Genomic DNA, 24377 nt, shown 5'->3' with positions numbered 1-24377 from the left:
GACGAAGGAGAGTGGCGATGGTCGCCAGGACTGACATACGCCAGAGCGAAACCGTGAAGATCATGGATCCGATCTGGGATAGTCTGCAGGAAGAGGCGCGGATCGCTGCCCAGCAGGATCCCTTGCTGGCTGCATTCCTGTATTCCGTCATCATCAATCAGCGCTCGCTTGAAGACAGCGTCATCTACCGCATCTGCGAGCGTCTCGATCATCCCGATCTTCAGGCCAATCTCCTGCGCCAGACTTTTTCCGAAATGCTCGAGGACTGGCCGGAATGGGGCAGCATCCTGCGTGTCGATATTCAGGCCGTCTATGATCGCGATCCGGCCTGCACGCGTTTTCTGGAGGCAATCCTGTATTTCAAGGGTTTCCACGCCATCCAGACCCATCGTCTCGCGCATTGGCTGATGAACCGCGGCCGCCGCGATTTTGCGCTCTATCTGCAAAGCCGCTCTTCGTCGGTTTTCCAGACCGACATCAACCCTGCGGCGCGCATCGGCAAGGGTATTTTCCTGGATCATGCGACTGGGCTCGTCGTTGGCGAAACCGCCGTGATCGGCGACAATGTCTCCATTCTCCACGGTGTGACGCTCGGCGGCACCGGCAAGGAGGGCAGCGACCGTCATCCGAAGATCGGCAATGGCGTGTTGATTGGTGCCGGCGCAAAAATTCTCGGCAATATCCATATCGGAAATTGCTCGCGGGTGGCCGCAGGCTCCGTCGTGCTCAAGGAAGTCCCGTCCAAGACCACGGTCGCTGGCGTTCCTGCCCGCGTGGTGGGCGAGGCCGGCTGTTCGGAACCATCCCGTTCCATGGACCAGCTGCTGGTTTCCTTCGAAATCTGAACGTGTGATTTGCCGCATGGCCGCCAGCCAGGGGTTTACACCCATTGAAGCTCTGTGCGAAAAGCGGCGCAAATCAAACTGCCATGGAGAAAAGACGTGAAGCCGGAAGAAATCAAAAAGCTCGAAGCCTATTTCAAGCGCACGTTCAATCAGGGAATGGTCATCAAGGCACGGCCGAAAAAGGATGAATCCGCTGAGGTTTACCTCGGCGACGAGTTCTTGGGCGTCATCTTCCGCGATGAGGAAGACGGCGAATTGTCCTACAGCTTCTCGATGGCAATTCTCGACATCGACCTTTAATTCACGCGTTCTGATTGTGTTGACGACTTGAACCCGGCGCTGATTTCAGGCCGGGTTTTTTGTCGAATTCACGATTTCGTTTATTTTCGCGGCAAAAACGCTCCGGTTTGCTCTGATTTTCATCAAGATGTTGCAATCACAGCGTTTTATTGCGCTGCACGTCCATATTTGACTTTATTGTGCAGTGCACATAAAATATTGCCATTGCGAGCGTCACAAAAGGAGCAGTCTGATGTTCAATTTCGAAGATGCAAATAAACAGAGCAAGGAATCGCTGGACACGATCCTGAAAAGCTATGCGTCCGTGACCAAGGCTTTCCAGGCTATCGCCACCGAAGCTGCCGACTACTCCAAGAAGGCCTTTGAAAACAACGTTGCCCATATCGAGAAGATCAGCTCGGTCAAGAGCATCGAAGCTGCTTTCGAGCTGCAGACGAGCTACGTGAAGAGCGCATACGAAAGCTATATCGCCGAAGCCACCAAGATCGGCGAATTGTATGCCGATCTGGCCAAGGGCGCTTACAAGCCCTACGAAGCGCCGGTTGCCAAGGCAACGGCTGCTGCCAAGGCTGCCGTCGCCGCCTAAGGCAAACTGCACAGTTTGAGCATTGAAAAGCCGGCCCCACTTTCTGCGGCCGGTTTTTTGTTGTCTAAACGGCTGTATTGGCGATAGGCGGCTGCAAGAAAGTGATCAATCTTGTGCTTGACGACGCAAATGTGATTGCAGTGCAGACGAACAGCCTTAAAATCTGAAAAAGAACCACTAGATTAAGTGTCACGAACAGGTCGCAAATATCTCCCAAGCGTTTGCGGCTGGACAAGGGAATGAAGTAGAATGATCGCCATGCCGGTCCGGATGCAAAAAGACAGCGACGGGGATGGGGGCAACGCCAATCGCGGCACGTCCGTCATCACGCGGACGCAGCCGAAGACCAAGAAGCCGAGCCTTTATCGCGTCCTGCTTCTCAACGACGACTATACGCCGATGGAATTCGTGATCCATATTCTGGAGCGTTTCTTCCAGAAGGATCGCGAAGCGGCAACTTTGATCATGCTGCATGTTCACAATCACGGCGTGGGTGAGTGCGGTGTTTTCACCTACGAAGTTGCCGAAACCAAAGTGACGCAGGTGATGGATTTCGCCCGCGAGCATCAGCACCCGCTGCAATGCGTCATGGAAAAGAAATGAGGAACTGACGTGCCAACATTTTCAACAAGCCTTGAAAAAGCCCTGCACCAGGCTCTGACGCTGGCCAATGAGCGCCATCACGAATATGCGACCCTGGAGCACCTCCTGTTGGCATTGATCGACGATGCCGATGCGGCAGCTGTCATGGGCGCGTGCAACGTCAATCTCGACGCATTGCGCAAGACAGTCTCCGATTATGTCGATAACGAACTCGGCAACCTGGTGACGGGTTACGATGAGGATTCCAAGCCGACGGCGGGTTTCCAGCGCGTCATCCAGCGCGCCGTCATCCATGTCCAATCTTCCGGACGCGAGGAAGTGACCGGTGCCAACGTGCTGGTCGCGATCTTTGCCGAACGCGAGAGCCATGCGGCCTATTTCCTGCAGGAACAGGAGATGACCCGCTACGACGCGGTCAATTTCATTTCGCACGGTATCGGCAAGCGGCCCGGCGCGTCCGAAGCCCGTCCGCCACGCGGCGCCGACGAGCCGGAATCCGAACAGAAGGCATCGCGCGAGCAGGATGAAAGCGGACCGAAGAAGCAGCAGGATGCGCTGACGGCCTATTGCGTCAATCTCAACGAGAAGGCCAAGGTCGGCAAGATCGACCCGCTGATCGGCCGCCATGCGGAGGTGAACCGGACCATCCAGATCCTGTGCCGCCGTTCCAAGAACAACCCGCTTTATGTGGGCGACCCCGGCGTCGGCAAGACGGCGATTGCCGAAGGTCTGGCCAAGCGCATCGTCGAAAAGAAGGTTCCCGAAGCGTTGCAGGACGCGACGATCTTCTCGCTCGACATGGGCACGCTGCTCGCCGGCACCCGTTACCGCGGTGACTTCGAAGAGCGTTTGAAGCAGGTGGTCAAGGAGCTTGAGGAATATCCGGGCGCCGTGCTGTTCATCGACGAGATCCACACCGTCATCGGTGCCGGTGCGACGTCTGGCGGCGCCATGGATGCGTCCAACCTGTTGAAGCCGGCTCTGTCGTCGGGCGCGATCCGCTGCATCGGCTCGACCACCTATAAGGAATATCGCCAGTTCTTCGAAAAGGACCGTGCCCTCGTGCGCCGGTTCCAGAAGATCGACGTCAGCGAACCGACTATCGATGACGCCATCGAGATCATGAAGGGCCTGAAGCCGTATTTCGAGGATTACCATAAGCTGAAATACTCGAACGAGGCCATCAAGTCCGCCGTCGAGCTGTCGGCCCGGTATATCAACGACCGCAAGCTGCCGGACAAGGCGATCGACGTGATCGACGAAACCGGTGCAGCTCAGATGCTCTTGCCCGTGAGCAAGCGCCGCAAGCTGATCACCGAGAAGGAAATCGAAGCGACGATCGCGACGATGGCCCGTATTCCGCCGAAATCCGTCTCCAAGGATGACGAGGCCGTTCTCGCCAATCTGGAAAAGGAACTGCGCTCCGTCGTCTACGGCCAGGATCTCGCCATCGAGGCGCTTGCCTCGGCGATCAAGCTGGCGCGTGCTGGCCTGCGTGAACCCAACAAGCCGATCGGCTCCTATGTCTTCTCCGGCCCGACCGGTGTCGGCAAGACGGAAGTCGCCAAGCAGCTGGCTGCGTCGCTCGGCGTCGAGCTGATCCGGTTCGACATGTCGGAATATATGGAGCGGCATACGGTCTCGCGGCTGCTCGGTGCACCTCCCGGCTATGTCGGCTTCGACCAGGGCGGCCTTTTGACCGATGGTATCGATCAGCATCCGCACTCCGTGCTGCTGCTCGACGAAATCGAGAAGGCGCATCCGGACCTGTTCAACATCCTGTTGCAGGTCATGGATCACGGCTCGCTGACCGACCATAACGGCAAGAAGATCGACTTCCGCAACGTCATCCTGATCATGACGACCAATGCGGGCGCGTCGGAAATGGCAAAGGCTGCCTTCGGCTTCGGCTCTGCCAAGCGGGAAGGCGACGATGTGGAGGCGCTGAACCGCCTGTTCACGCCGGAATTCCGCAACCGTCTCGATGCGGTCATTCCGTTCGCCTCGCTGCCGACGCCGGTCATCCACCAGGTGGTGCAGAAGTTCGTCATGCAGCTGGAAACCCAGCTGGCCGAACGCAACGTCACCTTCGACCTGCAGCCGGAAGCCATCGCTTGGCTGTCCGACAAGGGCTATGATGAAAAGATGGGTGCGCGGCCGCTGGCGCGTGTCATCCAGGAGCACATCAAGAAGCCGTTGGCCGACGAGATCCTCTTCGGCAAGCTGAAAAAGGGTGGCGTTGTCAAGGTGACGGTCGGCACCAAGTCCGATGGCGCCAAGGGCCTGCTGCTCGATTACGTGCCGGAAACTGCGCGGATCAAGCCGAAGGCGGAGGTTGTCACTCCGGTCAAGAAGGCCTCGAAGGCTGCAAAGCTGAAGGAACTGGAAAGCGTCGGCGCTGAGACCGATGCGCCTGCCAAGCCGAAGAAGGCAGCCAAGGCAACAACCAAGGCTGACGAACCGGTGAGCGCCAAGGCGGCCGAGCCGCCCCGCAAGGGCAGCACGGTGCCGAAGGTGCCGCGCAAGAAATAACCCAGCCGAAATAGACACACGGTGCCGGACTTGATTGTCCGGCACCGTTTTTTTGTGGCAATGAACAGACGGATAGTGTGATGGACGATGGCCAGACGACCGGCTCGGGGCGGACATGGTTCGTGGCGGGCATGAAAGGGATTTTCAGCCTGCCGGCAATGATCCTGATGCTGTCCTTCGTCGGCTTTTGTGCCTTTACCGCCCAGGCCGGCATTCCCGTCGAGCAGGTGGTGTTCATGGTCGGCGCCGTCTGGGCGCTGCCGGCCAAGGTCATCCTCGTTAGTTCCATCCTTGGTGGTGCCAATCTGCTGACCGCCTTCATCGCCGTCACTTTGTCCTCCATCCGGCTGATGCCGATGGTCGCAGCGCTCGTCCCGGAAATCCGCACCGAAAAAACGCCGACCTGGCTGTTGCTGTTTCTCTCGCATTTCGTGGCGATCACCGCTTGGGTATTTGCCATGGAGCGGGTGCAGGCGGTGCCGCGCGAGCATCGCGTCGCGTTTTTTGCCGGCTTCGGCATCACGCTTGTTGTCGCCAACATGGTTCTGGTGGCCGCCGTCTATCAATTCGTGGCGGAATTTCCGCCCATCGTCGCCGGTTGCCTGTTCTTCCTGACGCCGGTCTATTTCCTGGCGTCGATCTGGAGTTCGGCCCGTCATCCGGTGATCTACGTGGCATTGATCATGGGTCTGGTGGCTGGACCGTTCTTCTACTGGCTCGCGCCGGAGTTCGATATTCTGCTGGCGGGCGTTGGCGGCGGCACGCTGGCCTGGATGGCAGAGCGCCAGTGGCGCACACGCCGGGAGGGCCGCGCATGACCGTGCTGGAAGGCTGGTGGGCCTATGTCTTCATCGCTATTGCCGGATGGCTGGCAACCGATCTCTGGCGCTGGCTCGGCGTTCTCGCGGGCAACCGGCTGCGCGAGGATTCCGAAGTCCTCAATTGGGTGAGGGCGGTCGCAACCGCCCTGGTGGCAGCCGTCATCGCCAAGCTGATTCTTTATCCTACCGGCATTCTCGAACAGTCACCGCTCTGGCTCCGGCTCGGATCGATCGCTGCGGGTGCCGCCGCCTTCTTCATCGGCCGGCAGAAACCGGCGGTTGGCATTGGCACGGCAATTGCGGTGCTGGCGATGGGATTATGGGCATTGGGATTTTAAGAAACGCCCGCAAAGTGCAGCTGCGCTTAGCCGAATCTTAAATGCCATGGCGTATGTGTTGCCTGTTTTCAAAGGAGCAGCAGATGCGTTTTTTGCCGGGAGAATGGTTCGTCGTCCGAATTCTTTTGGTGCTGGCCGCATTGGATGCCTTGTTGCTCTTTGTGAAGAACATACCGGTCGATGTCATGGGCTATGCCAGCGTGATTGGGATTGGATTGTTTCTGGTGGCAATCGGGCAATATTATCGCGTCATCCGGAATGAAGGCCGTCTCGCACTGGCTGTTACGGCGGCAGGATTGTTCATCCTGTTCACCATTATCGGCTCGATATTCAATTATATGTTTCTGCCCAACGCCTTTGCACCCATCGATGATTTTCTGATGCAGGTCGATGCGGCGATGGGATATCATTGGCCCACTTTGTTGATCTGGGTATCGAATTACCCTTGGTTCGGCACATTCCTGTATCAGGTCTATTTTACTTCGCTTCCACAGCTCTTGGTCATTATTCTCGTTTTGGGCTTCATGGGACAGGCCAGAGAGTTGCACCGCTTTCTGCTGACGGGCGTTATTGGCGCGCTCACGGCGATTGTAATCTGGGCGCTTTTCCCCAATTTCGGGGCAAAGAGCTTCCATGAGCTGCCGCAATCTGTCCTGGATGCATTTCCGATCGCTGTCACCCCGGCCTATGGCGACGCGCTGCTGGCCCTCAGCCGCGATGGAGTGGATTATCTGTCTCCGAAAAATGTCCTGGGTTTGATCGGCTTTCCCTCATTCCATACCGTCATGGCATGCATGTCGGTCTGTTTCGTGCCGCGTCACATTATTTTGATGCCAGTAATCTTTTGCCTCAATGCCGTCATGGCATTGGCCATTCTCGTGCAGGGCGGACATCACCTCATCGACATGTTCGGTGGCATTGGCGTGTTCGCGATCGCCTATGCGCTGTCAGGCCTGACAATGCGCAGGATGAGCAATGCCTATCACACGATCGGTGAGCCAAAGATCGCCTGATCCCGCGATCAGAGCGCATCCCTAATCTTCTCCGCATTCGCCGCAAGCACGGCCCCATCCTCCATCTTGCCCGAATGCGGCCGCAGCGGCGTGCCCTCGTGGCGCGGAATGACATGAAAGTGCAGGTGGAAGACCGATTGTCCCGCCGGTGCTTCGTTGAACTGCATGATCGTCATGCCGTCGGCGTCAAACGCGTCTTGCGCGGCAATCGCGACTTTCTGGACGGTGAGGATGAGGGCGGACAGCGCGGCCGGATCGGCATCGAGAATGTTGCGGGAAGCGGCCTTCGGAACCACCAGGACATGACCTTGCGCCTGCGGCATGACGTCCATGAAGGCGAGCACGTTGTCGTCCTCATAAACCTTATGAGCGGGAATTTCGCCGCGCAGGATCTTGGCGAAGATATTGTTGCTGTCATAGGCGGCGCTGGTCATCTGCGTCTCTCCTCAAATGCTGGTCTGTCTTTCAGTCGTCGGTCTCTTGCCGCTCGCCTTTGCGAAACGGGCTGTGCTCGGCCAGGATATCGCTCATTTGCTCGACCTCCTGCCGTTCGCGGTCGAGATAATCGGCAACGGCGCGTTTCAAGCCGGGATGGGCGATGAAATGCGCCGAATGGGTGGTCGCGGGTAGATAGCCGCGCGCCAGCTTGTGTTCGCCCTGCGCCCCGGCCTCGACGCGCTTCAGACCCTTGTGGATCGCAAAATCGATCGCCTGATGATAGCAGACCTCGAAATGCAGGAAGGGATGATCCTCGATCGCGCCCCAGTGACGGCCATAGAGGGCATCGCTGCCGATGAAATTGATGGCGCCGGCAATATATTTGCCGTTGCGTTTGGCCATGACGAGCAGGATGTCATCGGCCATGCGTTCGCCGATCAGCGAATAGAATTTGCGCGTCAGGTAAGGACGGCCCCATTTGCGGCTGCCGGTATCCATATAGAACGCGAAAAACTGATCCCAGATGCTTTCGGTCAGGTCCTTGCCGGTCAGCCAGTCGATGGTGATGCCACCTTCGAGCGCGGCGCGGCGTTCCTTTTTCAGAGCCTTGCGCTTGCGCGATGCCAGCGTTTCGAGGAAATCGTTGTGGGAGGCATAGCCGTCATTGATAAAATGGAACTGCTGGTCGGTCCGGTGCAGGAAGCCTGCCTGTTCGAACGTGGCGATTTCGTCTTCCGGCAGGAACGTCACATGCGCAGACGAGGCCTGATGACGGCGGGTGAGTTCCTGCAAACCGGCGGCAAGCGAATTGCCCACGGCGGTTTCATCGGCCGTGGTGGCGCTCAGCAGCCTTGGCCCGGTTGCCGGTGTGAAGGGAACCGAACATTGCAGCTTTGGATAATAGCGCCCGCCCGCCCGCTCCAGAGCGTCGGCCCAGCCGTGGTCAAAGACATATTCGCCCTGGCTGTGGTTCTTGAGGTAGCAGATCAGCCCGCCTGCAAATCCGCCCTTGCCATCTTCCATCAGGAGATGCTGGCCGAGCCAGCCGGTATCAGCGGTCGCCGAGCCAGACTCCTCCAGCGATGACAGATAGGCGTGCGAAATGAACGGATTGTAAAGACCGCCAGGTTGTCCCTTGGTGGTCCCAGACAATTCGTCCCAGCATTCCTTCGAAATATCCTGAAAGGACGTCTCGACGCGGATTTTGACGTCGCCGGTCATTCTTTAAGCGATAAGCCTTTCCTTGGGTTCGAAACCCTCGAACGTCATCTGATCGGCGTGAGCATAGGTATAATCGACGCCGGCCTGATCCCGCACGGTCCAGGTCAGGATCGGCCGCCCGAGGGAGCGTTCCTTGCTGATGAACGAGTTTGGCAAATCCGCATAGAAATAGGAAATGAAATCAAGCCCGAGCTGCATCGCATCTTCGTGAACGCTAAATTGCTCCGGCTGGTTGCCGCCAGCGGTCAATCCGACCGGGTAGGGCGGGTCCTGGGCTTTCAGGTCTTTCAGCAGCCAATGGTCGAAACTCATCAGCGCAACCGGGCCGTCATAGCTTTCCAGCGCTTCCAGCACTGCGTCGGCAAAGCCTTCGTCGTCGCCCTTGCGGCCTTTCAGTTCGAGCACGATCGGCACCCGGCCCTTGACCAGCCTTAAAAGCTGTCCGAGCGTCGGGATCTTGTCGGCGGTACCGCCGATGGTGATGAGGCCAAGCTCGCCCGCCGTTTTTGCGCGAATATCGCCCTTGATGCCGCAGAGCCTCTGCATATCGTCATCGTGGAACACCACCGGTACGCTGTCGGCGGTGTATTGCAGGTCGCATTCGATGGCAAAGCCGTTTTCAACAGCGCGGGAAAAGGCAGAAAGCGTATTTTCCCAGATGGCATGGTTCATGTCGTGGTAGCCGCGATGAGCGACCGGTTGCGCCGTCAGCCAGGACAGGTCTTTCATGAATATCGTTCCGCTCAGGCGATTTCGATCACGGCGTCGATTTCGACGGCGGCGTTGAAGGGCAGGGCGGCCATGCCGACGGCGGCGCGCGCATGAATGCCGGCGTCGCCGAGAACGTTGGCGATCAGGTTGGAGGCGCCGTTCATCACCAGATGCTGCTCGATGAAGGTTGGCTTGGAGGCGATAAAGCCATTGAGCTTGACGATGCGGCGAATGCGCGAGAGGTCTCCGCCGAGCGCTGCCTTGGCCTGGGCGAGAATATTGATGGCGCAGAGTTCTGCGGCGCGCTGGCCGGTGGCAATATCGATGCCGTCGCCGAGATGTCCGGTGACCGCGACCTTGCCATTTTCCATGGGCAACTGGCCAGAGATATAAAGATGCGATCCGCTGATGACAAAGGGAACATAATTGGCAGCAGGCGCCGCCGCCTGCGGCAGGGTGATTCCCAGTTCCTTGATGCGTGCTTCAATATCTGCAGACATGGATAACTCCGGTCATTGTTGTGTTTTGCCGTCAAATGCTGCATGCACAGCATGTTTCATGAAGTGGTAAAATATCGCATCGCGAACATTGATGCCTCGCTTTTGCCCGATGTGTTCTTATAGCATCATCAGCGAATCCAACAGGAGGAAACGGATGTTTCGTTCAGGCTTTGCCTCTGCCGTTCTGGCATGGGCGTGTTTATCAGGTGTGACGGTCGGCGGTGCTTCCGCTGCGTCTGCCAACATCCTTGTGCCTCACCGCGCGGTCTATGATCTGGAACTGAAGGACGCCTCCGAGCGCTCCGGAATTTCCGGCATGTACGGGCGGATGGTCTATGAGTTCAACGGCTCGGCCTGCGAGGGCTATACCGTCAGCTTCCGTTTCGTCACCAAGGTCGATACAGGCGACGAGGTCAAGCTGACCGACCAGCAGACGACCACCTATGAGGACCTGAAGAACGGCAATTTCCGCTTCCTGACGCGCTCTTTCACCGACGAAAAGCTCGACAAGGAAGTCCGCGGTTCGGCCCATGAGGCCAAGCAGGGACTGACGGTGGATCTGACGTCGCCGGACAAGCGCCAGGTCGATCTGGCGCAGGGCCTGTTTCCGACCGAGCATATGCTCGATGTCATCGACCGGGCCAAAAAGGGCGAAACGCTGTTTGAATCGCGGATCTTCGACGGGTCCGACGCTGGCGATAAGACGCTGATCACCACCACCATGATCGGCAAGCCGCAAAAGGCTGCGGCCGGTGATGCCGACGGCGAAAAGGCGGCCGCCATGGCGGCAAAACCCTATTGGCCGGTGACCATTTCCTATTTCAACGACAATGCGACCGGGGATGCCGTGCCGATCTACCGCATGGAGTTCAAGCTCTATGAAAACGGCATCACCCGCGACCTCACCATGGACTATGGTGATTTCGTCCTGACGGGCAAACTTGCCGATCTGGAAGTCTTCAAGCAGGAAAAGTGCAAATAGGCACCGAGACCCCGCCCGCTGCTATTTTCTGCCTTTGCGCTTGATTTATCGGGCGCCACGGGGTAAGGGCACCGCATTCCACACGTAAGGTTTGGGACCGTCCGGGAGAAATCCGGGCAGTTCCACCCGGTGGTACTCTCAACGAGAGTGCTGTTTGCCTTGCGGAGGTTCAACCGGAAAAGGAGAAAAAGGCATGGCATTGCCCGATTTTAGCATGCGTCAGCTTCTGGAAGCTGGCGTTCACTTCGGTCACCAGACTCACCGCTGGAACCCGAAAATGAAGCCGTACATCTTCGGTGATCGTTCGAACGTTCACATCATCGACCTCGCACAGACCGTTCCGTTGCTGTCGCGCGCGCTGCAGGTTGTCAGCGACACGGTTGCCAAGGGCGGCCGCGTTCTGTTCGTCGGCACCAAGCGCCAGGCATCCGAAATCATCGCTGACGCTGCCAAGCGTTCGGCCCAGTACTATGTCAACGCCCGCTGGCTCGGCGGCATGATGACCAACTGGAAGACGATTTCGAACTCGATCCAGCGCCTGCGCAAGCTCGACGAAATCCTCGCTTCGGAAGGCTCCGGCTATTCCAAGAAGGAACGCCTCAACCTCGAGCGCGAACGCGAAAAGCTGAACCGCGCACTTGGCGGTATCCGTGACATGGGCGGCGTTCCCGACCTGATGTTCATCATCGACACCAACAAGGAATCGATTGCCATCGACGAAGCAAAGCGTCTCGGCATCCCGGTTGTTGCGATCATCGATTCGAACTGCGACCCGGACCGTATCGACTTCCCGATCCCCGGCAACGACGACGCTTCTCGTGCGATCTCGCTTTATTGCGATCTGATCTCGCGTGCAGCGCTTGATGGCATTGCCCGTCAGCAGAGCTCGTCGGGCCGCGACCTCGGCGCTTCCTCCGATCTGCCGCTTGAGCCGGCTCTCGAAGAAGCTGCTGAAGCCTGATAAGGCGGGGCGGCGGCTCATCCCGCCGTTCCTTTAGACACGATCAGGACAAGGCCGTTTACGACTGAAAAAGTGAACGGCCTTGTTCTTTTGCATCGGACCAGCCCATCGGGTGCCGGTCTCAACGATGCCCATCACCGCGATGAACCCTTTCATCACGATGTCACATTCAGGGGTCATGCCCTGCCACATCCTCCTGGTATCGCGCCGGCTTTCTGGCAGCGCGCCAGCCGAACAAACGAAGAGGCAACAAAGATGAGCACTATTACTGCAGCAATGGTGAAGGAACTGCGCGAAAAGACCGGCGCAGGCATGATGGATTGCAAGAAGGCACTCGGCGAAACCAATGGCGACATGGAAGCCGCGATCGACTGGCTGCGTGCCAAGGGCATCGCCAAGGCCGACAAGAAGTCCGGCCGTGCGGCTGCCGAAGGCTTGATCGGTATCGCCAGCAGCGGCACCAAGGCCGTTGTCATCGAGCTGAACTCGGAAACCGACTTCGTTGCCCGCAACGATGCCTTCCAGGACCTCGTCCGTGGCGTTGCAGCCGTGGCCGTCGGCACCGACGGTTCCGTTGAAACCATCAGCGCTGCCAACTATCCGGCAACCGGCAAGTCGGTCGCTGAAAGCATCACCGATGCGATTGCCACCATCGGCGAGAACATGGCTCTGCGCCGTTCGGCTCTGCTGTCGGTCGAAGACGGCGTTGTCGCCACCTACATCCACAATTCCGTTGCTGACGGCCTCGGCAAGCTCGGCGTTCTCGTCGCGCTGAAGTCGACCGGCGACAAGGATGCCCTGAACGCCATCGGCCGCCAGGTTGCCATGCATATTGCTGCAACCAACCCGCTGGCCATCCGTTCGACGGAAGTCGATGCTTCTGTCGCCGAGCGCGAACGCAACATCTTCATCGAACAGGCCCGCGAATCCGGCAAGCCGGAAGCCATCATCGAAAAGATGGTCGAAGGCCGCATGCGCAAATTTTTCGAAGAAGTTGCGCTTCTGTCGCAGGCTTTCGTCATGAACCCGGACCTAACCGTCGAAGCTGCCGTCAAGGAAGCTGAAAAGACCGTCGGCGCTCCGATCGAAGTTGTCGGCATGGCCCGCCTGCTTCTCGGCGAAGGCGTCGAAAAGGAAGAAACCGACTTCGCAGCCGAAGTCGCAGCTGTCGCCAAGGGTTGATTTCTTCATCCTGATTGGGAAAACAAAAGGGCATCGCGTGACAACGCGGTGCCCTTCGTGTATCCGGCATCATCATCACATTGGCGCAGGCTCCTTCGGGGATCATCCGGATGATATCGGCCGCGCAGGCGTGAAAAGATCAGTTTATGCACCATCTCCGCATGTGTGCCTTCTTGGACAGGAGTGACGATGTCGGCCGAACCTCTCTACAAACGCGTACTGTTGAAGGCCTCGGGCGAAGCATTGATGGGAAACCAGGGGTTCGGGATCGACGTCGCCGTCGCCGACCGGATCGCCTCCGACATTGCGCAGGCGCGCGCCATGGGCGTTGAAGTCGGCGTCGTCGTCGGCGGCGGAAACATCTTTCGCGGTGTCGCGGTAGCCTCCAAGGGCGGCGACCGGGTGACGGGCGACCATATGGGCATGCTCGCCACCATCATCAACGCACTGGCGCTGGCGACCTCGCTGCGCAAGCTCGACGTCGATACCGTCGTTCTCTCGGCCATTGCCATGCCGGAAATCTGCGAGAGCTTCTCGCAGCGCGCCACGCTTTTCCATCTGTCCCAGGGCCGCGTCGTGATCTTTGCCGGCGGCACGGGCAATCCCTTCTTCACCACCGATTCGGCTGCCGCCCTGCGCGCCGCCGAAATGGGTGCGGAGGCGATCTTCAAGGGCACGCAGGTTGACGGTATCTATACCGCCGACCCGAAGAAGGACCCGACCGCCACCCGCTTCGATCGCCTGACCCATAGCGAAGTCCTGCAGAAGGGCCTTGCCGTCATGGATGTTGCAGCCGTGGCCCTGGCGCGGGAAAACAGCATTCCGATCATCGTCTTCTCGATCCACGAGAAGGGCGGTTTTGCGGAAATCTTGACCGGCGGCGGCCGGGCGACCATCGTAACAGACAATTGAGCAGCTAAAGGGCGGTCGCAAGGCCGCCGCGATAAACGGGAGTTTGATCCATGAGTGAAGGTATTGACCTGAATGACCTGAAGCGCCGCATGGATGGTGCCATCAACGCATTCAAAAGCGATATCGCATCGCTGCGCACGGGACGCGCATCCGCCAATGTTCTCGATCCGGTCATGGTGGAAGCCTATGGTTCGCGCGTGCCGCTGAACCAGGTGGCCAATATTACGGTTCCGGAATCGCGCATGCTGGGCGTGTCGATCTGGGACAAGTCCATGGTCAACGCCGTGGACCGCGCCATCCGCGAATCCAATCTCGGCCTCAATCCGATCGTCGATGGCCAGAATCTGCGCATTCCGCTGCCGGAACTCAACGAAGAGCGCCGCAAGTCGCTGGTGAAGGTCGCGCACGACTATAGCGAAAAAGCCAAGGTCGCCGTGCGCAACGTACGTCGCGACGGCATGGATAGTCTGAAAAAAGCCGAAAAGGATGGGGATATCGGTCAGGATATCAGCCGAAGCCAGTCCGAAAAGGTCCAGAAAATGACAGATGAGATGATTTCCGACATCGACCGCTTGCTCGGCGATAAGGAAAAGGAAATCATGCAGGTCTAGTCTGCCTGTTTCCGAGTCTCTGTTTTTCGGACCATCGATGTCAAACCCATTGCCTAGAAATGTTCCCACGCATGTTGCCATCATCATGGATGGCAACGGCCGTTGGGCCAATTCGCGCGGATTGCCGCGGACGATGGGACATCGCAAGGGCGTCGAATCCGTGCGCGAGGCCGTTCGCACGGCCGGCGAAGTTGGTATCCGTTACCTGACGCTGTTTGCCTTCTCGTCGGAAAACTGGAGCCGGCCGGAGGCGGAAGTTTCCGATCTGATGGGGCTTCTCAAAGCCTTCATCCGGCGGGATCTGGCCGACCTGCACCAGCAGAATGTGCGCATCCGGGTAATCGGCGACAAGAACAATCTTCGCGGCGATATTCTGCCTCTGCTTCTGGAGGCGGAGGATACGACGCGCAACAATACGGGTATCACACTGGTTATCGCCTTCAACTATGGTTCCCGCGATGAGATGACCCGCGCCATGCGGGCGCTGGCGGTAGACGTTGCGCAAGGGCGGTTGACCGCCGAACAGATCACGCCGGAGCGCATTGCCAGCAAACTCGACACGGCCGGTATTCCAGATCCCGATCTGGTTTTGCGCACCAGCGGCGAGGAGCGGTTGTCGAATTTCCTGCTCTGGCAGGCCGCCTATTCCGAACTTCTGTTCGTGCCCGAGCTTTGGCCCGACTTCAACCGTGAAGTCTTCCTCAATGCCTTGAAGACCTATGCCGGGCGGGAACGCCGGTTCGGTGGCCTGTCGCAGCCGACGCTTGCGGTTGGTTCCTGATGCAGAGCGAATTGCGGCTACGCATCATCTCCGGCATCGTCATGGCTGCAGTGACCTTGGGCGCGACCTGGGTTGGCGGGACCGTGTTCGAGCTTCTGTCCGTCGCCATTGCCGTTCTCGTCTATTACGAGTGGTCGACGATCACCAAGCTGGCCGAGCGTGATTTCCAGGGCAATGCTTTCGGCTGGCTCTCCCAGGCGGTGATCTCCGCGCTCATCCTGTTCGATGGCGCCCATGCCACGCTGCTTGTCCTGGCGGGCTTTGCCGCGATTGCCACCATCTGGGTGTTTGTCCGCGGCGGAACATGGTGGCTTCCCGGCGGCATCGTCTATGCCGGCCTGACGGGTATTTCGCTGTCGGCCATACGCGGTGAGGCCGATATCGGCCTGATCGCCATGATCTTCATCTTCGCCGTGGTCTGGGCGACCGATATTCTTGCCTATTTCACCGGCCGGGCGATCGGCGGCCCGAAGCTGGCACCGCGCATCTCGCCCGGAAAAACCTGGTCCGGCGCTATCGGCGGAACGGTGTGCGGCGTCATTGCCGGCGTTGCTGTCTTCATGAGCTATTTTTCGCTGAACGATGTGCGCATTCCGCTTTTAGCCCTTGCGCTCTCGATCTCCAGCCAGATCGGCGATCTCTTTGAATCCTATATCAAGCGCCGGTTCGGCGTGAAGGATTCCAGCAAGCTCATTCCGGGTCATGGCGGCGTCATGGACCGGGTCGATGGACTTGTTTTTGCCTGCTTTGCCGCGCTTTTGATTGCTTTGGTTGAAGTCGTGTCCAGCGGCGGACAGAATCTGCCCCTGGGGGCAATCCTTTTGGCGCCATAAAAAGCGCCCGCATACCTGATCGAGGACCTCATGGCTTACCTGGCCGATACGCTTCAACTGATTGCCGGCTATATCGTGCCGTTCCTGCTGGTGCTGACGCTGCTCGTGTTCGTGCATGAAATGGGACACTATCTGGTCGGCCGCTGGTCAGGCATCCGTATTCTCGCTTTTTCCGTCGGTTTCGGCCCGGAATTGTTCGGCTATACCGACAAGCAGGGAACGCGCTGGAAGTTCTGTGCCATCCCGCTCGGCGGATATGTGAAATTCTTCGGCGACGAGGATGCCGCCAGCGTCCCCGACTATAGCAAGCTGGAGCAATATTCGCCTGAGGACCGGGACCGCACGTTCCTGGGTGCCAAGCTCTGGAAGCGGGCGGCAACGGTCGCTGCCGGGCCGATCGCCAATTTCATCCTCGCTATCGCCATTTTTGCCGTGCTGTTTACGGTCTACGGCAAGCCCATTGCCGATCCGGTCGTGGCCGAGGTCAAGGAAAACAGCGCGGCTGCCAAGGCAGGCGTGCTGCCGGGCGATCTGCTGGTGGCGATCGACGGGACGCATGTCACCACTTTCGACGATGTGCGCCGCTATGTCAGCATCCGCCCGGAAACGCCAATCACTATCCAGATCAAGCGCCAGGGCGAGCTGCTCGATCTGCCGATGGTGCCTCAGCGTACCGAAATCACCGACCAGTTCGGCAACAAGATGGAACTCGGCATTATCGGCATCCTGACGAATCAGGAAACCGGCAATTTCCGCCTGGAGACCTTCGGTCCGATAGAGGCTGTAGGGCAGGGTGCGGTCGAAAGCTGGCATATCGTCACCGGCACGTTCAACTATCTCGGCAACCTTGTCACCGGCCGCATGAAGGCCGATCAGCTCGGCGGCCCCATCCGCGTCGCGCAGGCCTCCGGCCAGATGGCGACGATCGGGGTTGCCGCCGTGCTGCAGCTGGCGGCGGTCCTGTCGGTTTCCATTGGACTTCTCAACCTAATGCCGGTTCCCGTACTTGATGGCGGCCATCTGATGTTTTATGCGGTGGAAGCCATTCGTGGAAAACCGGTTGGACCACGCACACAGGATGTCGCGTTCCGGATCGGTTTCGCCATGGTGCTGATGCTGATGGTGTTTGCCACATGGAACGACATCAGTTCGCTTTTGGGCTAGCACGTAAGGCCTGCGGCGGTCATAAGGCTGCGGGAGAGGCGATCGGCTTCTTTGAGATTTCAAAGGGTTGATCGAAAGGAATTGTTTACGATAATTGAATTCCGTAGTGGCCGTTAGGACACGGTTTCAATTGAAGTAAACAGAAATTAACGAGCTGGCTTGCTTGTATATGAAAAGCGGTTAAAACGGCAGCCGTGACCGGAGTCGGTACGAGTTCGCTGCGGGGCATTGGGAAGAAGGTAAGATTTATGAAAGCTGGTTCAAAATTTTTGAACGCGGTGTCGGCGGTTGCGCTGTCTGCAAGTATGGTCGCAACGGGGTCTGGCATCGTTACGCTTGCCAGTGCGAGCGTCGCTGAAGCTGCAACGATCAGCCGCGTCGAAGTCCGTGGCGCCACCCGCGTCAGCCCCGAAACGGTCCGTGCAAACATCACGATCGTTCCCGGCAAGGCCTTCAGCAACAGCGATATCGATTCTTCCGTCAAGCGCCTTTATTCCACAGGCTATTTCTCCGATGTCAGCATCAATATCTCGGGCGGTACGCTTGTCGTCACCGTGAGCGAGAACCAGCTGGTCAACCAGGTCGTTTTCAACGGCAACCGCAAGATCAAGGACGAAAAGCTGGCGACCATCGTGCGCACGCGTTCGCTGGGTCCGTACAGCGAGGCGACCGCCGAATCTGATATTCGGGCCATCAAGGAAGCCTATGCCGGCATCGGCCGCGAAGATGTGACTGTGACCACGCAGGTCGTTCCGATCGCCGAAGGCCGCGTCAATCTCGCTTTCGTCATCAATGAAGGCGACCGCACCAAGATCACCGCGATCAACTTTGTCGGCAACAACGCCTATAGCAACGGCCGTCTCGAGGCTGTGATCGCGACCAAGGAATCGGGGATCTTCTCCTTCCTGACCCGCAAGGACGTTTACAATCCCGACAAGCTGCGCGCCGACGAAGAGTTGCTGCGCCAGTTCTACTACAATCGCGGCTATGCGGATTTCCGCATCGTGTCTTCGGACGCCGTGCTGGATGAATCCACCAATGAATACACGGTGACGATCACCGTCGAGGAAGGCGAGCGCTACGATTTCGGCACCGTCAACGTCGAATCGACCGTTGAAGGCGTCAATGCCGATGAACTGAAGGGTCTCGTGCAGTCGTCGCCGGGTTCGATCTACAAGGCGAAGGACGTTCAGGACAGCATCTCCGCGATCTCCAAGCGCGTCGCCGCCCAGGGCTATCCGTTCGCCCGTGTCACGCCGCGCGGCAACCGCGATTTCGGCAGCCGCACGATCGCCGTCGATTATTTGGTCGATCAGGGCGAGCGCGCCTATATCGAGCGTATCGAAATCCGCGGCAACACCCGTACCCGTGACTACGTCATCCGCCGCGAATTCGACATGAGCGAAGGCGATGCGTTCAACCAGGAACTGATCACGACGGCAAAGCGCCGCCTGGATGCTCTGGGTTACTTCTCCGCCGTCAACATCACGACCCAGCCCGGCAGCGCGTCTGACCGCGTCGTCGTCATCGTCGATGTGCAGGATCAGTCGACCGGTTCGTTCGGCATCGGCGCCGGCTATTCGGCCGGTAGCGGCGGCGGCTTCCTGGTGGAAGCCTCGATCGAAGAAAAGAACTTCCTCGGCCGTGGCCAGTATATCCGCCTTGCCGCAGGCCGTGGTGACCAGAGCCGCACCTATAACGTTTCGTTCACCGAGCCCTACTTCCTCGGCTATCGCCTGGCCGCCGGTTTCGACGTGTTCCAGAACGAAAACGACTATGACGAAGACAATTACAGCTACGAAGACAAGGGCTTCAGCCTGCGTGTGACCGCGCCGATCACCGAGCGTCTGTCCACCACCTTCCGTTACAACCTGACGCAGCTGGATTACAGCGGCGACCGGTCCGACCTGTCCAGCCCATACCGCCGCGCGATCGACGGCAGCACGTGGACGCGTTCGTCGGTCTCGCAGACGCTGACCTACAATTCGCTTGACGATGCGACCTTGCCGCATGAAGGCATTCTGGCGTCGGCAACGCAGGAATTTGCCGGTCTCGGCGGTACGTCCGATTTCTACAAGCTGACCGCCAAGGCCAAGTGGTATTACACCGTCAACGACGATGCCGATATCATCGCGTCTGTCGGCGGTAGCGCGGGTCACATGTTCAACACGGGCGGTCAGATGGAAGTCTTCGACCAGTTCCAGTTGGGCCAGAACGACATCCGTGGTTTCGAGCGTAACGGCATTGGTCCGCGCAGCAGAGAATATGGCGACGCCATCGGCGGCACGACCTACTTCACCGCCTCTGCCGAAGCAACGTTCCCGCTGCCGTTCGTTTCGCGCGATGCCGGTTTCCGCGGTGCAATCTTTGCAGATGCAGGGACGCTGTATGGCAACGAGGTCAGAACAACGGCTGACGACGAGCTTGAGGGCACCAACAGCTCGCTGCGCGCCTCCGTTGGTCTGGGCATCATCTGGGCATCGCCTTTCGGTCCGCTGCGTGTCGATTATGCGATCCCGATTGCCAAGGAAGATTTCGACCGCGTACAGAACCTGAAGTTCGGTATCTCGTCGTCCTTCTGATCCTTGCAGTCCAGAACTGCCTGCCAAAAACTGTTCTGGAGTGTTGGCTATGGAAAACAATTGGTTCTTCCCACCGCATGATGGGATCCGCCTGAGCGATCTGGCGGATCAGATTGGTGCGGTCCTGCAGGCTCCGGAGCTCAGCGACCGGATCGTCCGTTCCGTGGCTCCAACCTATCGAGCTGGCGAGTTCGACGTCTGCTATATGCTGCAGCGCCGCTTTCGCGACGAGTTCGAAACATCCAAGGCCGGCGCGATCATTTGCGACGAGACGATCGCTGCGATCGTCCCGCCGCACATCCCCGTTCTTCTGACACGCTATCCCCATACGGCTTTTGCGCTTGCCGGCGCGATCTTGCATCCGCAGGCCATGCGTCCTGAACAGAACCTGTCGGGACCGCGCGGCATCTCTCCTTCTGCCTTCGTCGATCCATCCGCGCAGATCGAGGACAATGTCGATATCGAAGCGACGGCCGTGATTGGCGCCGGCGCCCATATCGGCACGGGCACGCGGATTGCAGCCGGGGCCGTGATCGGTCCGGGTGTGCGGATCGGGCGCGATTGCACGATTGCCGCCGGTACCAGCATCATGTGTGCGCTCATTGGCAACGAAGTCATTATCCACCCCGGTGCCCGGATCGGCCAGGATGGTTTCGGCAATGCGCCGGGACCAAAAGGCGGCATGATCAAGCTTGTCCAGATCGGCCGCGTCATCCTGCAGGACAGGGTCGAGATCGGTGCCAATACCACGATCGACCGCGGCGCCATGGACGATACGGTGGTCGGCGAGGGCACCAAGATCGATAATCTCGTCCAGCTCGGACACAATGTCCGCGTTGGCCGCCATTGCGGTATCGCAGCCCAGGTGGGCATTGCCGGCAGCACGCGGATCGGCGACGGCGTGCTGATCGGCGGCGCTGCCGCGATCAACGGACATATTACCATCGGCGACAGGGCGCAGATCGGCGCCATGAGCGGTGTTGCGTCCGACGTTCCCGCCGGCGAACGCTACGGCGGCATTCCGGCGCGCCCCATGCGCGATTTCCTGCGCGAAATTGCAGAGATCACGGCGCGCGCGCACAACAGGCAGAAGAAATCAGGAGGCAAAGATGAGTGAAGCAGCAACCACCGTTCTCGGTACGGCTGATATCAGGGAAATCTTGAAGCTGCTTCCCCATCGGTATCCATTCCTGCTGGTCGACAAGATCATCGAGATCGATGGCGACAATTCGGCGATCGGCATCAAGAACGTCACGGCCAACGAGCCGCATTTTACCGGGCATTTTCCCGAGCAGCCGATCATGCCAGGCGTTCTTCTGATCGAAGGCATGGCACAGACTGCAGGCGCGATCTGTGCCCGCAAGACCGGCGACGGCAACAACCTCGTCTACTTCATGACCATCGACAACGCCCGCTTCCGCAAGCCGGTCGTACCCGGCGACAGGGTGGAATTTCACGTCGTCAAGCAGAAGCAGCGTGGCCATATCTGGAAATTTCACTGTGATGCAAAAGTTGACGGGCAACTTGTCGCGGAAGCTGATATCGGCGCCATGATTATCAGCAAGGAAGACGCCTGAACATGATTGCCTCTACCGCGAAGATCCATCCGCTCTCGGTTGTCGAAGACGGGGCGGTGATCGGTGACAACGTCGTTGTCGGGCCGTTCTGTCATGTCGGGCCGAAGGTGACGCTCGCAGACAATGTCGAACTGATCAGTCATGTCGTGGTGCTTGGACGCACGACGGTCGGCAAAGGCTCGAAGATTTTCCCCTCAGCGGTGATTGGTGGCGATTCGCAGAGCGTTCATCACAGCGCCGTCGATACGACGCTGCTGATCGGTGAAAACTGCACCATCCGCGAAGGCGTGACGATGAATACCGGCACTGTCGAACATGGCGGCGCCACCATTGTCGGCGACAACAATCTGTTCCTTGCCTATGCGCATGTGGCGCATGACTGCCGCCTCGGCAACAATATCATCCTCTCCAACAATGTCATGCTTGCAGGCCATGTCACGGTTGGAGACCGCGCCATTCTCGGTGGCGGCTCGGCTGTTCACCAGTTTACCCGTATCGGCCGCCATGCCTTTGTCGGCGGGCTCTCGGCAGTCTCCTACGATCTCATTCCCTATGGCATGCTCAACGGCAACCCGGGTCTGCTGGGCGGGCTGAACGTCGTCGGTATGAGCCGTTCCGGCATCGAAAAACCGGTTATCCACGCCGTTCGCCGTGCCTACAAGCAGATTTTCGAAGGTCCGGAATCGATCCGCGCCAATGCGGCAGCCATCCGCGGCGATTACCTGGATTGCCCGCCGGCGCTCGAAATTCTCGATTTCATCGCGGCCGAAAGCGATCGTGCGCTGTCGTCGCCGACGCGGGGCAGCAAAGGCTGAGGCAGATGAGCTTGGACAGCCGGCCCGACATCAAAGACCGGCTGGCCATTATCGCCGGCGGCGGCCTGCTGCCGCTGCATGTCGCCGAGGCTGCGCGGACCCACGGCGAAAATCCGTTCATCATCGCGCTAGCCAACGAGTCTGAGCGGGACTGGTCGTCCTTCGATCACACGACGCTGGGCATCGGCAATTTCAAGGCGATCAGCGGCGTTTTCCGCGATGCCGGCATTGGCCGGGTGGTCATGTCGGGCGCGGTGCGCCGCCGGCCGGACTGGCGCGATATCAAGCCGACACTGAAAAGCCTGGTGAAGATACCGAGCGTTCTGCGCACCTTGTTGTCCGGTGGCGACGATGCCGTGTTGAAAATGGCGATCGAACTGATCGAGACCAACGGCGCACGCGTCATCGGTGTACAGGATATCGTGCCTGAACTGCTGGCCGAGATCGGTACGCTTGGCGCGCGCGCGCCGGGTTCGGAAGACCAGGTGGATATCGAGGCTGCCGAAGCGGCTGCCATCGCCCTTGGTCATCTCGATGTCGGGCAGGGCGCCGTTGCCGTTGGCGGACGCGTCGTGGCGCTGGAGGGCCCCGAGGGGACCGATGCAATGCTGGAGCGGGTGGCGCGCCTGAAAGCCGACGGACGCATCTCCAGCCGCCGCCGCGGCGTGCTGGTCAAGCTCTGCAAGCCGCAACAGGACCTGCGCGCCGATCTTCCCTCGATCGGTCCTTCGACGATCAAGGGTGCGCAGGCGGCAGGACTGGCCGGGATTGCCGTTGAATCCGGCCGGGCCCTGGTCCTGGACCGCGAAGAGATGATCGCGCTTGCCAATGAGGCCGGCCTGTTCGTCACCGGCGTGGACCGCGCGCTTTTGCGAGGTGGACAATGAGTGCGCAGGATCTGAAGCTTGCCGTGATCGCCGGTGAAGTCTCGGGCGACCTGCTGGGTGCTGATCTCGTCAAGGCGTTGCGCCCGCTGGTCAAGGGTGAGCTTTCACTGGTTGGCGTCGGCGGTGAGGGGTTGGAGGCCGAGGGCCTGAAGTCGCTGTTTGACTATTCCGAGCTGTCGATCATGGGTATCGCTCAGGTTCTCGCCCGCCTGCCGAAGCTGATCTGGCGCATCCGCCAGACCGCCAGGGCGATCATTGCCGCCAGACCCGATATCCTCGTCATCATCGACAGCCCGGATTTCACCCACCGCGTTGCACGCCTCGTGCGCAAAGCGTTGCCGGATCTGCCCGTCGTCAACTATGTCTGCCCGAGTGTCTGGGCCTGGAAGCCGGAACGCGCGGTCAACATGCGGCCCTATGTCGATCATGTTCTGGCGGTGCTCCCGTTTGAGCCCGAGGTCATGCAGCGCCTCGGCGGGCCACCAACCACCTATGTCGGGCACCGGCTGGCAAGCGACGCCAATGTGCTGGCGGTGCGGGCGCGCCAGATCAACAAACGCGTCGATCCGGAGGCGGCGACCTGCCTGCTGCTGCCAGGGTCGCGCGGCAGCGAGATCAGCCGGCTTCTGCCGGAATTCGGAGCGACCGCACTGGAACTGCGCAGTCGGCATCCGGATATGCGCTTCCTGCTGCCAACGGTTCCACGGCAGGAAGCGTTGGTGCGGCAGATAACGGCGTCCTGGTCCGTCAAACCGGAAATCTCCGTCGGAGCTGCGGCCAAATGGGCGGCGTTCTCACAAGCCGATGCAGCGGTTGCCGCATCCGGCACGGTGATCCTGGAGCTTGCGCTCGCCGGTATTCCGGTCGTGTCGTCCTACAAGGCCGACTGGCTCATTCGCCTGATGCACAAACGCATCAAAATCTGGACGGCAGCCATTCCCAATCTGGTGGCGGATTATCCGATCGTGCCGGAATATCTGAACGAGGCCATTCGCGCCGGTGCGCTGTCGCGCTGGATGGAGCGTCTGTCCGGCGATACGCCGGAGCGCGAAGCCATGCTTGCGGGTTACAGAACCGTCTGGCAGCGCATGGCGACGCAACAGCCACCGGGCGAGATCGCCGCCCGCATCGTTCTCGACGTTTACACTGCAAAAAAGCCCGATCATCGCTGACCGGGCTTTT

Annotated in this window: 26 protein-coding genes; 22 read left to right on the top strand and 4 right to left on the bottom strand. The window is 59.3% G+C overall.

Going from position 1 to position 24377, the window contains the following annotated elements; translation table 11 throughout:
* The first annotated feature begins 17 nt into the window (after nt 1-17).
* From cysE to ASD32_RS11985, 8 genes are all read left to right on the top strand, one after another.
* Nucleotides 18-845, top strand: coding sequence for a serine O-acetyltransferase (cysE, locus tag ASD32_RS12020; RefSeq protein WP_060638283.1), 828 nt, complete (start codon nt 18-20; stop codon nt 843-845).
* A 96-nt stretch (nt 846-941) separates the two neighbouring features.
* A complete protein-coding gene (locus tag ASD32_RS12015; protein WP_060638282.1) occupies nt 942-1145 on the top strand; it encodes a DUF3126 family protein in 204 nt (67 codons plus the stop codon).
* A 232-nt stretch (nt 1146-1377) separates the two neighbouring features.
* Complete coding sequence (locus ASD32_RS12010; RefSeq protein WP_060638281.1) at nt 1378-1731, top strand: phasin family protein; 354 nt, start codon at nt 1378-1380, stop codon at nt 1729-1731.
* A 249-nt stretch (nt 1732-1980) separates the two neighbouring features.
* Nucleotides 1981-2334: an ATP-dependent Clp protease adapter ClpS gene (gene clpS, locus ASD32_RS12005; RefSeq protein ID WP_060638280.1), complete on the top strand. Its 354-nt coding sequence runs from the start codon at nt 1981-1983 to the stop codon at nt 2332-2334.
* 9 nt (nt 2335-2343) lie between these two features.
* Nucleotides 2344-4866 (top strand): ATP-dependent Clp protease ATP-binding subunit ClpA, encoded by a 2523-nt coding sequence (clpA, locus tag ASD32_RS12000; protein ID WP_060638279.1) that lies wholly within the window; start codon nt 2344-2346, stop codon nt 4864-4866.
* 80 nt (nt 4867-4946) lie between these two features.
* Nucleotides 4947-5684: an AzlC family ABC transporter permease gene (locus ASD32_RS11995; RefSeq protein ID WP_060638278.1), complete on the top strand. Its 738-nt coding sequence runs from the start codon at nt 4947-4949 to the stop codon at nt 5682-5684.
* Nucleotides 5681-6025, top strand: coding sequence for an AzlD domain-containing protein (locus ASD32_RS11990; protein ID WP_060638277.1), 345 nt, complete (start codon nt 5681-5683; stop codon nt 6023-6025). The genes ASD32_RS11995 and ASD32_RS11990 overlap by 4 nt, the downstream gene beginning before the upstream one ends.
* Nucleotides 6026-6108: 83 nt before the next feature.
* Entirely contained in the window at nt 6109-7038 is a 930-nt protein-coding gene (locus ASD32_RS11985) for a phosphatase PAP2 family protein (protein ID WP_060638276.1), read from the top strand.
* An 8-nt stretch (nt 7039-7046) separates the two neighbouring features.
* On the opposite strand, the gene ASD32_RS11980 is transcribed toward ASD32_RS11985, so the two are convergent.
* From ASD32_RS11980 to ASD32_RS11965, 4 genes are read right to left on the bottom strand one after another with little or no spacing between them, the layout of a single operon-like run.
* Nucleotides 7047-7472 carry an HIT family protein gene (locus tag ASD32_RS11980; RefSeq protein WP_060638275.1) on the bottom strand — a complete coding sequence of 142 codons (426 nt, stop codon included), beginning with the start codon at nt 7470-7472 and terminating at the stop codon, nt 7047-7049.
* 31 nt (nt 7473-7503) lie between these two features.
* Nucleotides 7504-8697 (bottom strand): GNAT family N-acetyltransferase, encoded by a 1194-nt coding sequence (locus tag ASD32_RS11975; RefSeq protein WP_060638274.1) that lies wholly within the window; start codon nt 8695-8697, stop codon nt 7504-7506.
* A gap of 3 nt (nt 8698-8700) precedes the next feature.
* Nucleotides 8701-9426: a glycerophosphodiester phosphodiesterase gene (locus tag ASD32_RS11970; RefSeq protein WP_060638273.1), complete on the bottom strand. Its 726-nt coding sequence runs from the start codon at nt 9424-9426 to the stop codon at nt 8701-8703.
* Between the two features lie 14 nt (nt 9427-9440).
* Nucleotides 9441-9908, bottom strand: a complete 468-nt coding sequence (locus ASD32_RS11965; RefSeq protein WP_060638272.1) for a RidA family protein — start codon at nt 9906-9908, stop codon at nt 9441-9443.
* A gap of 154 nt (nt 9909-10062) precedes the next feature.
* Here ASD32_RS11965 and ASD32_RS11960 point away from each other — a divergent pair, with 154 nt between their 5' ends.
* The 14 genes from ASD32_RS11960 (at nt 10063) to lpxB (ending at nt 24367) form a co-directional block, all read left to right on the top strand.
* Nucleotides 10063-10890, top strand: coding sequence for a cell envelope integrity EipB family protein (locus tag ASD32_RS11960; protein ID WP_060638271.1), 828 nt, complete (start codon nt 10063-10065; stop codon nt 10888-10890).
* 193 nt (nt 10891-11083) lie between these two features.
* Nucleotides 11084-11851: a 30S ribosomal protein S2 gene (gene rpsB, locus ASD32_RS11955; RefSeq protein ID WP_037100951.1), complete on the top strand. Its 768-nt coding sequence runs from the start codon at nt 11084-11086 to the stop codon at nt 11849-11851.
* Between the two features lie 255 nt (nt 11852-12106).
* Nucleotides 12107-13033 carry a translation elongation factor Ts gene (tsf, locus tag ASD32_RS11950; protein ID WP_060638402.1) on the top strand — a complete coding sequence of 309 codons (927 nt, stop codon included), beginning with the start codon at nt 12107-12109 and terminating at the stop codon, nt 13031-13033.
* 189 nt (nt 13034-13222) lie between these two features.
* The gene (gene pyrH / locus ASD32_RS11945) at nt 13223-13945 is read left to right on the top strand and encodes a UMP kinase (protein ID WP_060638270.1); all 723 of its coding nucleotides are present in this window, start codon (nt 13223-13225) and stop codon (nt 13943-13945) included.
* 50 nt (nt 13946-13995) lie between these two features.
* On the top strand, nt 13996-14556 hold the full coding sequence (gene frr / locus ASD32_RS11940) for a ribosome recycling factor (protein WP_060638269.1): 561 nt from the start codon (nt 13996-13998) through the stop codon (nt 14554-14556).
* 37 nt (nt 14557-14593) lie between these two features.
* A complete protein-coding gene (locus ASD32_RS11935) occupies nt 14594-15337 on the top strand; it encodes an isoprenyl transferase (protein WP_060638268.1) in 744 nt (247 codons plus the stop codon).
* A complete protein-coding gene (locus tag ASD32_RS11930) occupies nt 15337-16170 on the top strand; it encodes a phosphatidate cytidylyltransferase (protein ID WP_060638267.1) in 834 nt (277 codons plus the stop codon). Before ASD32_RS11935 ends, ASD32_RS11930 begins: the two co-directional genes overlap by 1 nt.
* Nucleotides 16171-16200: 30 nt before the next feature.
* On the top strand, nt 16201-17334 hold the full coding sequence (gene rseP, locus ASD32_RS11925) for an RIP metalloprotease RseP (protein WP_060638266.1): 1134 nt from the start codon (nt 16201-16203) through the stop codon (nt 17332-17334).
* A 248-nt stretch (nt 17335-17582) separates the two neighbouring features.
* A complete protein-coding gene (bamA, locus tag ASD32_RS11920) occupies nt 17583-19916 on the top strand; it encodes an outer membrane protein assembly factor BamA (RefSeq protein WP_060638265.1) in 2334 nt (777 codons plus the stop codon).
* 49 nt (nt 19917-19965) lie between these two features.
* Nucleotides 19966-21033 (top strand): UDP-3-O-(3-hydroxymyristoyl)glucosamine N-acyltransferase, encoded by a 1068-nt coding sequence (lpxD, locus tag ASD32_RS11915; RefSeq protein ID WP_060638264.1) that lies wholly within the window; start codon nt 19966-19968, stop codon nt 21031-21033.
* Entirely contained in the window at nt 21026-21493 is a 468-nt protein-coding gene (fabZ, locus tag ASD32_RS11910) for a 3-hydroxyacyl-ACP dehydratase FabZ (RefSeq protein WP_060638263.1), read from the top strand. Before lpxD ends, fabZ begins: the two co-directional genes overlap by 8 nt.
* Nucleotides 21490-22308 (top strand): acyl-ACP--UDP-N-acetylglucosamine O-acyltransferase, encoded by an 819-nt coding sequence (lpxA, locus tag ASD32_RS11905; protein WP_060638262.1) that lies wholly within the window; start codon nt 21490-21492, stop codon nt 22306-22308. The genes fabZ and lpxA overlap by 4 nt, the downstream gene beginning before the upstream one ends.
* 5 nt (nt 22309-22313) lie before the next feature.
* A complete protein-coding gene (lpxI, locus tag ASD32_RS11900) occupies nt 22314-23195 on the top strand; it encodes a UDP-2,3-diacylglucosamine diphosphatase LpxI (RefSeq protein WP_060638261.1) in 882 nt (293 codons plus the stop codon).
* Entirely contained in the window at nt 23192-24367 is a 1176-nt protein-coding gene (gene lpxB, locus ASD32_RS11895; protein WP_060638260.1) for a lipid-A-disaccharide synthase, read from the top strand. The genes lpxI and lpxB overlap by 4 nt, the downstream gene beginning before the upstream one ends.
* The last annotated feature ends 10 nt before the right edge of the window (nt 24368-24377 follow it).

Source organism: Rhizobium sp. Root483D2 (genome assembly GCF_001426685.1).
Lineage (GTDB): Bacteria > Pseudomonadota > Alphaproteobacteria > Rhizobiales > Rhizobiaceae > Pararhizobium > Pararhizobium qamdonense.
The sequence above is the reverse complement of the archived record's forward strand: the minus strand, read 5'-3'. Positions and strand labels throughout refer to the sequence as shown.

What these genes read in the sequence shown, in the direction of transcription:
- ASD32_RS11985 (WP_060638276.1), top strand. Translation starts at nt 6,109, where the DNA reads ATGCGTTTTTTGCCGGGAGAATGGTTCGTCGTCCGAATTCTTTTGGTG.
- ASD32_RS11965 (WP_060638272.1), bottom strand. Translation starts at nt 9,908, where the DNA reads ATGTCTGCAGATATTGAAGCACGCATCAAGGAACTGGGAATCACCCTG.
- lpxI (WP_060638261.1), top strand. Translation starts at nt 22,314, where the DNA reads ATGAGCTTGGACAGCCGGCCCGACATCAAAGACCGGCTGGCCATTATC.
- ASD32_RS11970 (WP_060638273.1), bottom strand. Translation starts at nt 9,426, where the DNA reads ATGAAAGACCTGTCCTGGCTGACGGCGCAACCGGTCGCTCATCGCGGC.
- ASD32_RS11995 (WP_060638278.1), top strand. Translation starts at nt 4,947, where the DNA reads ATGGACGATGGCCAGACGACCGGCTCGGGGCGGACATGGTTCGTGGCG.
- fabZ (WP_060638263.1), top strand. Translation starts at nt 21,026, where the DNA reads ATGAGTGAAGCAGCAACCACCGTTCTCGGTACGGCTGATATCAGGGAA.
- ASD32_RS11935 (WP_060638268.1), top strand. Translation starts at nt 14,594, where the DNA reads ATGTCAAACCCATTGCCTAGAAATGTTCCCACGCATGTTGCCATCATC.
- cysE (WP_060638283.1), top strand. Translation starts at nt 18, where the DNA reads ATGGTCGCCAGGACTGACATACGCCAGAGCGAAACCGTGAAGATCATG.
- pyrH (WP_060638270.1), top strand. Translation starts at nt 13,223, where the DNA reads ATGTCGGCCGAACCTCTCTACAAACGCGTACTGTTGAAGGCCTCGGGC.
- lpxD (WP_060638264.1), top strand. Translation starts at nt 19,966, where the DNA reads ATGGAAAACAATTGGTTCTTCCCACCGCATGATGGGATCCGCCTGAGC.
- tsf (WP_060638402.1), top strand. Translation starts at nt 12,107, where the DNA reads ATGAGCACTATTACTGCAGCAATGGTGAAGGAACTGCGCGAAAAGACC.
- ASD32_RS12010 (WP_060638281.1), top strand. Translation starts at nt 1,378, where the DNA reads ATGTTCAATTTCGAAGATGCAAATAAACAGAGCAAGGAATCGCTGGAC.
- frr (WP_060638269.1), top strand. Translation starts at nt 13,996, where the DNA reads ATGAGTGAAGGTATTGACCTGAATGACCTGAAGCGCCGCATGGATGGT.
- clpS (WP_060638280.1), top strand. Translation starts at nt 1,981, where the DNA reads ATGATCGCCATGCCGGTCCGGATGCAAAAAGACAGCGACGGGGATGGG.
- ASD32_RS11975 (WP_060638274.1), bottom strand. Translation starts at nt 8,697, where the DNA reads ATGACCGGCGACGTCAAAATCCGCGTCGAGACGTCCTTTCAGGATATT.
- ASD32_RS11930 (WP_060638267.1), top strand. Translation starts at nt 15,337, where the DNA reads ATGCAGAGCGAATTGCGGCTACGCATCATCTCCGGCATCGTCATGGCT.
- ASD32_RS11990 (WP_060638277.1), top strand. Translation starts at nt 5,681, where the DNA reads ATGACCGTGCTGGAAGGCTGGTGGGCCTATGTCTTCATCGCTATTGCC.
- lpxB (WP_060638260.1), top strand. Translation starts at nt 23,192, where the DNA reads ATGAGTGCGCAGGATCTGAAGCTTGCCGTGATCGCCGGTGAAGTCTCG.
- ASD32_RS11960 (WP_060638271.1), top strand. Translation starts at nt 10,063, where the DNA reads ATGTTTCGTTCAGGCTTTGCCTCTGCCGTTCTGGCATGGGCGTGTTTA.
- ASD32_RS11980 (WP_060638275.1), bottom strand. Translation starts at nt 7,472, where the DNA reads ATGACCAGCGCCGCCTATGACAGCAACAATATCTTCGCCAAGATCCTG.
- rpsB (WP_037100951.1), top strand. Translation starts at nt 11,084, where the DNA reads ATGGCATTGCCCGATTTTAGCATGCGTCAGCTTCTGGAAGCTGGCGTT.
- bamA (WP_060638265.1), top strand. Translation starts at nt 17,583, where the DNA reads ATGAAAGCTGGTTCAAAATTTTTGAACGCGGTGTCGGCGGTTGCGCTG.
- rseP (WP_060638266.1), top strand. Translation starts at nt 16,201, where the DNA reads ATGGCTTACCTGGCCGATACGCTTCAACTGATTGCCGGCTATATCGTG.